General features: G+C 70.9%; 12 protein-coding genes. 5 read left to right on the top strand and 7 right to left on the bottom strand.

Features of this window, described 5'->3' with window-relative positions; genetic code table 11:
- Positions 1–120: 120 nt before the first annotated feature.
- Both QM019_RS04390 and QM019_RS04385 read right to left on the bottom strand, forming a co-directional pair.
- A complete protein-coding gene (locus QM019_RS04390; RefSeq protein WP_282852007.1) occupies positions 121–786 on the bottom strand; it encodes an amidohydrolase family protein in 666 nt (221 codons plus the stop codon).
- An 11-nt stretch (positions 787–797) separates the two neighbouring features.
- A complete protein-coding gene (locus QM019_RS04385; protein WP_282852006.1) occupies positions 798–977 on the bottom strand; it encodes a hypothetical protein in 180 nt (59 codons plus the stop codon).
- A gap of 78 nt (positions 978–1,055) precedes the next feature.
- On the opposite strand from QM019_RS04385, the gene smc reads away from it, so the two are divergent.
- The 3 genes from smc to QM019_RS04370 are packed head-to-tail and all read left to right on the top strand — an operon-like array spanning position 1,056 to position 5,465.
- The gene (gene smc, locus QM019_RS04380) at positions 1,056–4,592 is read left to right on the top strand and encodes a chromosome segregation protein SMC (protein ID WP_282852005.1); all 3,537 of its coding nucleotides are present in this window, start codon (positions 1,056–1,058) and stop codon (positions 4,590–4,592) included.
- Positions 4,593–4,626: 34 nt separating this feature from the next.
- Entirely contained in the window at positions 4,627–5,118 is a 492-nt protein-coding gene (locus tag QM019_RS04375) for a GyrI-like domain-containing protein (protein ID WP_282852004.1), read from the top strand.
- 35 nt (positions 5,119–5,153) lie between these two features.
- Entirely contained in the window at positions 5,154–5,465 is a 312-nt protein-coding gene (locus QM019_RS04370; protein WP_193128450.1) for a hypothetical protein, read from the top strand.
- A 4-nt stretch (positions 5,466–5,469) separates the two neighbouring features.
- On the opposite strand, the gene QM019_RS04365 is transcribed toward QM019_RS04370, so the two are convergent.
- The gene (locus tag QM019_RS04365) at positions 5,470–6,189 is read right to left on the bottom strand and encodes a FadR/GntR family transcriptional regulator (RefSeq protein ID WP_282852003.1); all 720 of its coding nucleotides are present in this window, start codon (positions 6,187–6,189) and stop codon (positions 5,470–5,472) included.
- A 164-nt stretch (positions 6,190–6,353) separates the two neighbouring features.
- Between QM019_RS04365 and QM019_RS04360 the strand changes: the two genes are divergently transcribed.
- Positions 6,354–7,277 (top strand): carbon-nitrogen hydrolase family protein, encoded by a 924-nt coding sequence (locus QM019_RS04360; RefSeq protein WP_282852002.1) that lies wholly within the window; start codon positions 6,354–6,356, stop codon positions 7,275–7,277.
- Entirely contained in the window at positions 7,274–8,614 is a 1,341-nt protein-coding gene (locus QM019_RS04355; RefSeq protein WP_282852001.1) for an APC family permease, read from the top strand. The genes QM019_RS04360 and QM019_RS04355 overlap by 4 nt, the downstream gene beginning before the upstream one ends.
- A 333-nt stretch (positions 8,615–8,947) precedes the next feature.
- Here the strand turns inward: QM019_RS04355 and ribH are convergent, their stop codons facing one another.
- The 4 genes from ribH to ribD form a co-directional block, all read right to left on the bottom strand.
- Positions 8,948–9,442 carry a 6,7-dimethyl-8-ribityllumazine synthase gene (gene ribH / locus QM019_RS04350; RefSeq protein ID WP_282852000.1) on the bottom strand — a complete coding sequence of 165 codons (495 nt, stop codon included), beginning with the start codon at positions 9,440–9,442 and terminating at the stop codon, positions 8,948–8,950.
- On the bottom strand, positions 9,439–10,071 hold the full coding sequence (gene ribB / locus QM019_RS04345; protein WP_345961015.1) for a 3,4-dihydroxy-2-butanone-4-phosphate synthase: 633 nt from the start codon (positions 10,069–10,071) through the stop codon (positions 9,439–9,441). Before ribB ends, ribH begins: the two co-directional genes overlap by 4 nt.
- On the bottom strand, positions 10,068–10,679 hold the full coding sequence (locus tag QM019_RS04340; RefSeq protein ID WP_282851999.1) for a riboflavin synthase: 612 nt from the start codon (positions 10,677–10,679) through the stop codon (positions 10,068–10,070). The genes ribB and QM019_RS04340 overlap by 4 nt, the downstream gene beginning before the upstream one ends.
- Position 10,680: 1 nt before the next feature.
- The coding region (ribD, locus tag QM019_RS04335) for a bifunctional diaminohydroxyphosphoribosylaminopyrimidine deaminase/5-amino-6-(5-phosphoribosylamino)uracil reductase RibD (RefSeq protein ID WP_282851998.1) at positions 10,681–11,625 on the bottom strand (945 nt) is incomplete at its 5' end.

Raw genomic sequence — 11,625 nt, 5'->3', positions numbered from 1 at the left:
TGAGGCAGCTGAGCGTGTGATCACAGCTAGCGACACTCAGGCGTCAACGCGGCGTCGTTCACCGCCCACAGATTGATGGGCGCATCGCGTCTGGCTCGCACCAATCAGTGCGTCAAGCGATCAGCGGCCCAGATAGAACAGCGCCGCGTTGCCCCAAAACACGGCGTCGAGCTGCTCGGGTGAGAGTGCATCCGCGACCGTGTTGAAGTCGCCGTTCTCGAACGGGCGGTGCGCGCGGGTCGAGGGCAGATCGGTGCCGACCATGAGGGCGGTCGGGTCGACCGACATGATTGCCTTGATCGTCGCGGCCGGGTCGAGCTCGACTCGGCCGAAGCCGGTCGCCTTCACTTTGACGCCCTGCTCGACGAGGCGCAGGAGGTTCGCGAGGCCGTCCCCGTGCATTCCGAGGTGGTCGATACTCGCCGCGGGCAGCGAGGCGATGCGGCGCGAGAGCTCGTCGTCGATCGTGCGGGCGTCGATGTAGAGCTCGGCGTGCCAGCCGGCAAGGTCGTACACGCGGCGGGCGAGCAGCTCGAGTTCATCGAGGTCGGCCGAGCCGCCGCGCGCGACGTTAAAGCGCACGGCGCGCACGCCGGCCGCGTTGAGCTCTCGGATGCGCTCGTCGCTCGTGTCGCTTGGGATCTGGGTGACGCCGACGTAGGTGGGGCCGAGGGCGGCGAGCGCGTCGATGAGATAACCCTGGTCGAACGCCTGAAACGACCCCGACACGACCGCGCCGCCGGCGATGCCGAGGCCCTCGATGCGCCGCTGGTAGTCGGCGACCACTCAACCCCCAACTACGGGGTGGGGGTGGGGGGTTCCGTGAAACCGAAATCGTTGGGGTCGGTGTGGTCGGGGGTCGAAGTGGGACCTTCGTAGAAAATCTCCGAGAAGAAGGGCGTGAAGATGCAGCCCGACAATATCAGCACGCCGACGAGGGCGGCAGAGGCCGCAAACAGTCGACGGGAATTGCGCATACCCCCGAGCCTAAGCGCATCTGGCAGCCTGCTGCCACCTAAACTAAGGGCCACCACGCCCCGATCGAAAGCCGCCGCATGCACCTGAAGCGCCTCACCCTCAAGGGCTTCAAGTCGTTCGCGAAGCCCACCACCCTTGAATTTGAACCCGGCGTCACCTGTGTCGTCGGGCCGAACGGCTCGGGCAAATCGAACGTCGTTGACGCGCTCGCCTGGGTCATGGGTGAGCAGGGCGCGAAGTCGCTGCGTGGCGGCAAGATGGAGGATGTGATCTTCGCCGGCACCGCCACCCGCGGCCCCCTCGGCCGCGCCGAGGTGACGCTGACGATCGACAACGCCGACGGCGCGCTGCCGATCGAGTACAGCGAAGTGACGATTCAACGCACCCTGTTCCGCACCGGCGGCAGCGAGTATGCGATCAACGGCGAGGGCGTGCGCCTGCTCGACGTACAGGAGCTGCTCAGTGACTCGGGTCTCGGCCGAGAGATGCACGTCATCGTCGGCCAGGGTCGACTCGACACCGTGCTGCGCGCGACTCCCGAAGACCGCCGCGGCTTCATCGAGGAGGCGGCGGGCGTGCTCAAGCACCGCCGACGCAAGGAAAAGACGGTGCGCAAGCTCGAGGGCATGGAGCAGAACCTCCAGCGACTGCGCGATCTCGTCGCCGAGGTGCGCCGCCAGCTCAAACCGCTCGGCAAGCAGGCCGAGGTTGCCCGCCGCGCCCAGGGCATCGCCGCGGTCGTGCGCGACGCGAAGGCCCGCATCATGGCTGACGACGCCGTCACGCTGCGCGAGCAACTCCGCGACGCCGGCAGCACCGAGCAGGAGCGCACGACCGAGCGCATGGTGCTCAAAGAGCAGCTTGACCGGGCGGTGCTGGGCATCCAGAACCTCCAGGAGGCGCAGCGCGGCGACGCCGTCGACCGGGCCCGCCGCGTCGCCTTCGACCTCGAGAGCGTGCGTGAGCGCCTCCGTAACTTCCTCATGCTCGTCGGCCAGCGCGAATCGATGCTGCAGGCCCGCCTCGACGAGCCGGCGCTCACGGTCTCGGTCTCGCAGCAGGCAGTGGCCGATGCGCGCACCGAGGCCGAGTCGCTCGAGGAGCGCGCAGCCGAAGCCGAGTCGGCCTGGCACGCGGCGCAACAGACGACGGCGCGGGCGCGCGCCGACCTCGATGCGCTCGACCGCGAACTCGCGGCCCAGTCGGCGCTGCTCTCGCAGCACGAGCTTCGCACGACCGCGCTGCAAGGCAAAGCGGATGCGGCGGCTGGCCGGCTTGCCGCCGTGCGCGGGGAGGTGCTCCGCGGCGAGAACTCGCGCCGCTCGGCGGCGGACCGACTTGCCGCCGCCGAACGCGAGCTCACCGAGGTTGAATCACAGGCCGAGGCCGGCGAGGCCGACTCGAGCGGGCTCGACGCCGACTACGCGACCGCCCAGCAGCGGGTCACCGCGGCGCAGACCTCCGTCGACGAATTGCGCGACGAGGTGCACGGTCTTGAGCGCGAGCGGGATGCGCTCGACGCACGCCGCAAGGCCCTCGCGCTCGCGGCCGAGGTGAACGACGGCGCCCAGGCCCTGCTCGCGAGCAATCCCGACGGTGTGCGCGGCCGCGTCAGTGACCTGCTGCGCGTCGAGCCGGGCGACGAGCGCGCGATCACCGCCGCGCTCGGGGCCTTTGCGGATGCGATCGTCGCCGACAGCGGCGGCGCCGCGCTCGACCTCGCGGCGGCGGCGAAGGCGTTCGGCAGTGTCCACCTCGTCGCCGAACTCGCTGAGCCACCGGCCGAAGGCGATCTCGCGGAAGTCGCCGCGCGACTCGGCGCCGACGCGGGTCTCGTGCTGCGCCCGGCCACCGCATCCGTCTCGGGTGACGCGACCATCGCCCGGCTGCTCACCCGCACGCTCATCGTCGACGAGCTGCCCGACGCGGCCACCGCGGCCGGCCTCCTCGCCGAACTGCCCGCCGGCACGCGACTCGTGAGCCGCGCGGGTGCCGCGATCGATGCCTCCACGCTCATCGCTCCTGGCGGCGACGCCGACTCGGGCGCGAGCCGCCTCGAGCTCGTCGCCGAGCGCGACCGCGCGGCCGCGAGCCTCGAGCGCGTGCAGCAGGCGATCGACACTGCCTCCCTCCAGCTTGCTGAGCACCGCGCGACCTTGAAATCGGCGACGGACATCGCCGCGTCGGCCCTCGCGAAGCTCCGCGGCTTCGACGCCGAGCTTGCGGCCCGCCGTGAGGCGCTGAACAGGGCGAAGGCGCGCGTCGAATCGGCCACCGCCGAGCTCGCCCGCGCCGAGAAGTCGCACCAACTCGCGAGCCAGCACGTCGACGAGGCGGTCGCGAAGGTCGAGGCGGCGAAGCGCGAGCTCGAAACCCACGAGTCGCAGCCGCGGCCCGTCTTCGACGCGTCGAAGCGACACGAGCTCGCGGATGCGGTCGAGTCGGCCCGCGAAGCCGAGGTCGAGGCGCGGCTCGGCCTCGAGACACTCCGCGAGCGCCTGCGCAGCGAGCAGCTCCGCGCCGCCGAACTCGTCAAGCAGCGCGACGCCGAGCGCGAGGCCGCCGAGAAGGCGGCGCGCGAGACGGTGCTGCGACGAGCCGAACTCGAGCGCACCGCGGCGGTGCACGCGCGCATCCCCGCCCTCGAGCGGCAGGTCGATGCCTCGCTCGAGCAGGCCCGCGCAGAGCTCGTCGAGCGCGAGCGCGAGCGCGCCGAGCAGGATCGCGAGCTCGTCCAACTGCGCGAGCAGGAGGCGAAGCTGCGCGCGCGACTCAACCAAATCACCGAGGACGTGCACGCGCTCGAACTGCAGATCTATGAGCGCAAGCTGCAACTCTCGAACCTGCTTGAGCGCGCGGCGAGCGAGCTGTCGCTCGCCGAGGCGGTGCTCGTCGCCGAATACGGCCCCGATCAGCCGGTGCCGAACGGCGACGACGAGCAGGAGCCCTACGACCGCGACCGCCAGAAGCAGCGGCTCGCCCGCGCCGAGCGCGAAATGTCGCAGCTCGGGCGCATCAACCCGCTCGCCCTCGAGGAGTTCGCGGCGCTCGAGCAGCGCCACACCTACCTCGGTGAACAGCTCGAAGACCTCGTGCGCACGCGCGCCGACCTGCTCAAGATCGTCGACGACATCGACGTGCGCATGCGCGAGGTGTTCGCGGCCGCGTTCGAAGACACCCGCACGGCATTCCACGAGGTGTTCCCCGTGCTGTTCCCGGGCGGCAGCGGCGACATCTCGCTCACGAACCCCGACGACCTGCTCACGACCGGCATCGAGGTTGCGGTGAAGCCGGCGGGCAAGAAGATCGACAAGCTCTCGCTGCTCTCGGGTGGCGAGCGCTCGCTCGCGGCGGTCGCCCTACTCGTCGCCATCTTCAAGGCGCGGCCGAGCCCGTTCTACATCATGGATGAGGTTGAGGCCGCCCTCGACGACGCGAACCTCGGCCGCCTGCTCGAGGTGTTCGAGAGCCTGCGCGAGTCGAGCCAGCTCATCGTCATCACGCACCAGAAGCGCACGATGGAGATCGCCGACGCGCTCTACGGCGTCTCGATGCACCGCGACGGCATCTCGACGGTGGTTGGTCAGAGGGTTCGCGAACTCGCCGAGACGTAAGATGAGACGACATGTTCTCGACACAGGAGTCGCCATGTCTGACGCCCCCAAGCTGACCCCCGAGTTCGTTCACCGCAAGCCGCAGCACACGGCCGTGGTGCGCGGCGAGGGCGTGCCCGTCGAGCAAATGATCGCCTTTCTCGACGATGCCTTCACTGTGCTGCGCGCCGCCGTCGACGCTGCGGCGATCGCGCCCGATGGCTTCGCGTTCAGCCGCTACGACACCGAGCTCGTCGGCAACGTCACCGTCGAGGCGGGCATGCCACTGCTCGCGCAGCTCGAGTCGCCGCTCGAATTCAACGGCCTGACAATCGTGCCGGGGGAGCTGCCGGGCGGCGAGCTCGCGCAGGCGATGCACGTCGGCCCGTACTCCGAGCTCGCTGACGTCTGGCAAGGGTTCCTTGCCGAACTGCGGGCGGAGGGCCGCACACCCCGCAAGCCATACTGGGAGTCGTACCACGTCACCCCAGGCCCCGGCTCCGACCCGCAGGCACTTCGCACCGAGCTCGTCGCCGTCATCGACTGACCTATCCCACATCACCCGCACGCGAAGGAGCACTCATGAGCACGCAGCAGCTACCACCTGACCTCGCCCGGGCGGGCCGAGCCCTCGCCCAGGTGTCGCGCGAGACCATCGCCTCGGCTACCGGCCTTACCGTCGAGCAGCTTCGCCAGTTCGAGCTCAGCGAGGTGTCGGTCACCGCCGACGAGAACCTGTCGCTGCGCCGCGCGCTTGAGCGGTATGGCGTCGAGTTCTTCCCTGACGACGAGCACGGCGGCTACGGCGTGCGTCGCAAGTTCGGCGTGACGAGCTCTACCCGTGTTGAGAACTGGGAAGACGAAGGCGGCATGCCCGGCGAGGACGACATCTAGGCGCCTAGAGCGCGAAGAACATCTCGTTGTACAGCGCGGCGACATGCGCGCGGGCCACATCGGCCGCGAGCGCGCGGTCGCCCGCGACGATGGCCCCGAGGATGCGCCGGTGCGCGTCGTTCGACGCGTGCAGGTGCTCGATCGGGTAGGGAATGAAGTACGCGTAGAGCGACTCGAGCGCCGCGAAGTAGGTGTCGAGGCGTTCGACACCGGAGGCGTGGGCGACGGCGTGATGGAATGCGCGGTCGGCCGCGTGGAACTCGGCCCAGTCGGCGGCGGCCTCGCCGCGGTCGACGGCGTCGCGGATGCTTGCGATCGCCGCGTCGTCGGCCGCCTGCGCCGCGAAACCGGCGAGCGCCGACTCCATGAGCACGCGGCTGTCGACGAGTTCGCGCGCGGTTGAGCCGGCGGCGAAGAGTGCCTCGACCGCCGCATCCGCCGGGATCGTCGGGGATTCAGCGACGAAGGTGCCGCCGCCCGCGCCGCGTCGGCGCACGAGCGTGCCGTCGGCGACGAGGGATTCGAGCGCGCGCCGGGTGGTGATCTCGCTCGCGTCGAGCCCCGCGGCGACGACGTGGGCTGAGCGGATGCGGTCGCCCGGCCGCAGCGTGCCGAGCCGCAGCGCCACGAGGATGCGCGCGCGCACCGACTCGAGCGCGCTCACCGGGCGCAGGCTCGCTACGGCGGGCGCCGGCTCTGGCGCGGCGGGGGTCGGACGGGGCATGGCCTCAGCGTAGCGATGCCAGCCAAGCGCGGCGGCAATCGCGTGGGCGCGCACGCAATTGCGCTCGCGGCGGGTGGGGTGCATACTGACTCGTATAAGTGATCAGTATGATCAATTCGCGCGGCTGGCACTCGAGTCACCGTGCGGCGCCCGAAGGAGGGACCGTGCCACGTCACATCCGCATCGCCGCGGTGCAGGCCGCACCGCATCCGATCGGCACCCCGCTCGACGCGTTCGAGCGGGAGGTTCGCGAGCTCGTCGCCGAGCATCGACCCGACCTCGTCGTCTACCCTGAGCTCCACCTGTTCGGCGCTGACAATGCCGACCCCGATGCGCAGAACGCGCGCCTGCGCGAGGGCGCCGTCGACGTCGACGAGTTCGTCGCGCCGCTGCAGGCCCTCGCGCGGGAGCTCGGCATCTGGCTGCTGCCCGGCTCGCTCGTCGAGCGCGCCGACGGCGACCCATTTAATACGGCCGTGTTGCTCGCCCCGAGCGGCGAGATCGCCGGTCGCTACCGCAAGGTGTTTCCCTGGCGCCCCTCCGAGCCGTACGCCTCGGGCGAGCGCTTCGAGGTCGTCGACCTTCCCCGCCTCGGCCGCGTCGGCATCTCGATTTGCTACGACGCCTGGTGGCCCGAAGTCACCCGGCACCTCGCCTGGATGGGCGCCGAGGTCGTGCTCAACATCGTCAAGACGACGACGCCCGACCGCAAGCAGGAGCTCGTGCTCGCGCAGGCGAACGCCATTGTGAACCAGAACTTCACCGTGAGCGTGAACACGGCCGGGCCGATTGGCCGTGGCCGCAGCATCGTCGTCGACCCCGAGGGCACCCCAATCGCGAGCGCCGGCGAGGCGCCCGAACTGCTCGTCGTCGAGCTCGACCTCGACGCGGTCGCGCGCGTGCGCCGCGATGGCACCGAGGGCTCGGTCGTGCCCTGGCGCCAGTTCGCCGACGACGACGCAGCGGTGCCGCTGCCGCTCTACCACGGCCGGCTCGACCCCTCGACTTGGCGACCCGGCGCCGGCGCATGGCCGCGCATCCGGCCGCTCAACCACATCCACCTCATCGCTCGAATGGACCAGCAATGACCGATACCACCCACCTCAACCGCACGCTCGGCCTGCGCTCGCTCGTGCTGTTCGGGCTCGCCTACCTCACCCCGATGATCGTGCTCGGCATTTTCGGCGTCATCGCCAGCGCGAGCGCCGGGGCGAGCGCGTCGGCCTACCTCATCGCGCTCATCGCGATGCTCTTTACCGCCGCGAGCTACGGCCGCCTCGCCGCCCGCTTCCCGGTTGCCGGCTCGGCCTATACCTACGTCGGCCGCTCGATCGACGGCCGCGCCGGGTTCCTCGTTGGCTGGGCCGTGCTGCTCGACTACCTGTTCTTGCCGATGGTGATCTGGCTCATCGGCGCCTCGTACCTCTCGACCGCGGTGCCGGGCGTGCCGAGCTGGGTGTGGATCGTCGCGTTCATTCTCATCACGACCGCGCTGAACATCATCGGCATCAAGGTGGCCGACCGCGTGAACTTCGTGCTCATGGCGTTCCAGTTCCTCGTCATCGCGATCTTCGTCGTGCTCAGCATCGCGAGCGTCGTCGGCACGGATGGTGCGGGCGCGCTCGTGAGCTCCTCGCCGTTCGTGGGCGAGGACGCCCAATTCTCGAACGTCATCGCGGCGGCGGCGGTCGCGGCCTACTCGTTCCTCGGCTTCGACGCGGTCACGACGCTGACCGAAGAGACGAAAAACCCGCAGAAGGTCATGCCGCGCGCGATCCTGCTCATCGCGCTCATCGGCGGCGGCATCTTCATCGTCGTCACCTACTTCACGCAGCTCGTGCACCCCGGCGGTAGCTTCACCGACGAGTCATCGGCCGCGTTCGAGATCGCGCAGACGATCGGCGGCAACGTGTTCTCGGCAGTCTTCGTCGCGGGTCTCATCATCGCCCAGTTCACCTCGGGCCTCGCCGCGCAGGCCTCGGGCTCGCGCCTGCTTTACGCGATGGGCCGCGACGGCGTGCTGCCGAAGCGCATCTTCGGCGTGCTGCACCGCGGCTTCCAGACCCCGTGGGGCTCGATCGTCGTCGTCGGCGTCGTGGGCCTCATCGCGATGTTCCTCGACGTCGCCACGTCGACCTCGTTCGTGAACTTCGGCGCGTTCATCGCCTTCGCGATGGTGAACATCTCGGTCGTCGTGCTCGCCGTGAAGGCGCGGCGCGAGGGCAAGCGCGTCAACGTGCTGCTCGACTACGTCGCGCCCTCGATCGGCGCGATCGTCATCATCGGGCTGCTTACGCAGCTCGACTCGAACGCGCTCATCATTGGTGCCGTCTGGCTCGTGATCGGCATCGTCATTCTTGCGTCGCTCACGGGTGGCTTCCGCCGGCAGCCGCCGCACGTCGAGGGCGAGGCGTTCGCCGGATAGCGCGAGCGCCGCGCCGCGGCGCGAATGACAGTGGCGCTGTCAGCGATGCGGCTGAGTGGAAGTGGCGCTGACGGCCTCGGGGAGCGGAAATGCCTTCGCCGGACCCAGACGTTCACGACGTGCCAGGCAACCACCTAGACGCCGGCCTTGCGGAGCATCTTGCGGGCGCCGAGGTCGGCCTGCTTCACGGCCTTGAGGATGCGCCTGCGCCGGTGAGCGCCACTCGGCGGGCGACTCCGCCGGAATCCGGCACTGACCGGGGGCAGCGCCCAGAGGATCGCGGAGAAGCGTTGGATGCCCGCCTGCTGGACGGCATCATCCGGCTCGCTGGGCTCAGCCTCGCGGGTACTCGGCGAGTGCCGCGACGGTCGCGATCGCGGCCTGCGCCGCCTCGGCACCCTTGCGCTCGAGTGAACCAGGTAGCCCCGAGCGCTCAAGCGCCTGCTCGACGGTGTCGCAGGTGAGGACGCCGAAGCCGACGGGAATGCCGGTGTCGAGCGCGACGCGACCGAGCCCATCCGTCGCCGCCTGGCAGACGTAGTCGAAGTGCGGGGTACCGCCGCGCACGACCACACCGAGGGTGACGATCGCGTCAGGCGCCTGCGGGCTTCGGGCAATGCGCATCGCCGCGACGGTGAGCTCGAAGGTGCCGGGCACGCGGATCACCTCGGCGGTGCCGCCGGCCGCCTCGACGACGGCGACCGCGTCCGCGAGCATCGCGTCGGTAATGTCGCGGTGCCAGCTCGCGACGACGATGGCGACGCGCAGCGCGCCCGCCTGCGAGCCGAAGCTCGAGAGGTCAATGGTGGGGGCGCCTTCGCGGCTCATGCAACGGTCCTTTCGTGGGAGCGGCGGTAGGCCCGCAACTCAGCAATGGTGATGAGGGGCAGGCCCTCGCGTTCGGCGAGCGCGGCGGCCTCGGGGTAGCGCATGACCTCGCCGGAGTCGTGCACGAGCTCGGCGATCGCGCCGACGTCTCCGGTGCCCGCGAGGCGCATGAGGTCGACGGCGGCCTCGGTGTGGCCGGCGCGGGCGAGCACGCCGCCGGGCACGGCGCGCAGCGGCAGCACGTGACCGGGGCGGATGAGGTCGCCCGGCTTCGCGTCAGGGTTCGCGAGCGCGCGAAGCGTCGTCGCGCGGTCGGCGGCCGAGATGCCCGTGGTGACGCCGACGGCGGCATCGACCGAGACGGCGTAGGCGGTGCGCAGCGAGTCCTGGGTCTGCTCGACCATGAGCGGCAGTTCGAGGGCGTCGGCGCGAGCGGCGGGCAGCGGCGCGCAGAGGTAGCCGGAAGAATGGCGCACGACCCAGGCGACCCACTTTGCGCTCGCGCGATCGGCGGCAAAGATCGCGTCCACTTCGTTCTCGCGGTCGGCCGCGTCGGCGACGAGTACGGGGAGGCCCGCGCGGAGCGCGTTGAGCGCCGGGCCGATGGCGGGGGAGTCGGGGGTGCTCATCGTGCCTCCTCCTCACGCCACTGCAGCATGCGCTCGACGTATTTCGCGAGCACGTCGACCTCGAGGTTCACGCTGGTGCCGACCTCGAGGGCGCCGAGCGTCGTCTCGCGCGAGGTCGTCGGAATGATCGACACGCCAAAGCCGCGCGCCGTGACACCGGTGACGGTGAGCGAGATGCCGTCGACCGCGACCGAGCCCTTCTCGGCGACGTAGCGCAGCAGCTCGCGGGGCGCCTCGAACACGAGGTCGTCCCAGCGCTCGCCCGCGGTGCGCGAGGCCAGGGTCGCCACGCCGTCGACGTGGCCCTGCACGATGTGGCCCCCGAGGCGGGCCGATGTGGCGAGCGCACGCTCGAGGTTCACGGGCGAACCCGGCGCGAGCTCGCCGAGCGAGGTGCGGCGCAGGGTCTCGGGCAGCACATCGGCGGTGAAGCCGTCGTCGGCGATCGTGACGACGGTGAGGCAGACGCCGTTCACGGCGATCGAGTCGCCGGGCGCAGCGTCGTCGGTGACGCGGGGTGCGCGGATCTCGAGGCGAGCATCCGCCTGCCCCGGCTCATGCTCGAGGCGCAGCACTTCGCCGCGCGCTTCGATGAGTCCGGTAAACACTTCAGGCTCCTTCTGGGGTGGGGTTGGTGGTGCGGCGGGCGCGCAGGAAGACATCGGGGGCGAGGGGCTCGGGTGCGTCGAAGCGCCAGCGGCGGGCCTCGGCGAGCGTGCCGACGCCGAAGGGTGCGACGGCGGCCGTGCCCTCGCCGAGGAGCAGCGGCGCGAGGTAGACGTGGAGCTCGTCGACGACGTCGGCGCGCAGCAGCGCGGCGGCGACGGTCGCGCCGCCCTCGACGAGCACGTGATGGATGTTCCGCGCGGCCAACTCGCTGAGGGCGGCGGTGACGTCGTCGGTGCGCAGCTGCAGCAGCGGCGCGCGGTCGTCGCGGAGCTGGGCGGAGGCGGGCAGCTCACGGTTGCCGAGCACGACTCGCAGCGGCTGCTCGGGCAGCAGCGCGCCATCGGGCGTGCGGGCGGTGAGCGCCGGGTCGTCGGCGAGGGCGGTGCCGGTGCCGACAGCGATCGCGTCGACCCGGGCGCGGACGCCGTGCGCGTGGGCCCGGGCGGTGGGGGAGGTGATCCACTGGCTCGTACCGTCGGCCGCGGCGATCTTGCCGTCGAGCGTCAGCGCGAGCTTGAGCGTGACGAAGGGGCGCCCGAGCCGGGCGGGCGTGGCCCAGGCGCGGATGAGCTCGCCGGCCGCCGCCTCCTCGAGACCCGAGTGCACGGTGACGCCGGCGGCCTGCAGGCGCACGGCGCCACCGGCCGCGGCGGGGTTCGGATCGTCGACGGCATAGATGACCTCGGCGACGCCTGCGTCGAGCAGCGCGTCGACACACGGCCCGGTGCGGCCGGTGTGATTGCAGGGTTCGAGGGTGACCACGGCGGTCGCGCCGCGCACGTCGATGCCGCGAGCCCGCGCATCCGCGAGCGCCGCGACCTCGGCGTGGGCCGTGCCCGCGCCGCGATGCCAGCCCTCGCCGAGCACCTCGCGCGGCGCCGACGC

This window comes from Gulosibacter sediminis, assembly GCF_030011715.1.
Taxonomy (GTDB): Bacteria; Actinomycetota; Actinomycetes; order Actinomycetales; family Microbacteriaceae; genus Gulosibacter; species Gulosibacter sediminis.
This window is presented reverse-complemented; position numbering and strand designations above follow the sequence as displayed.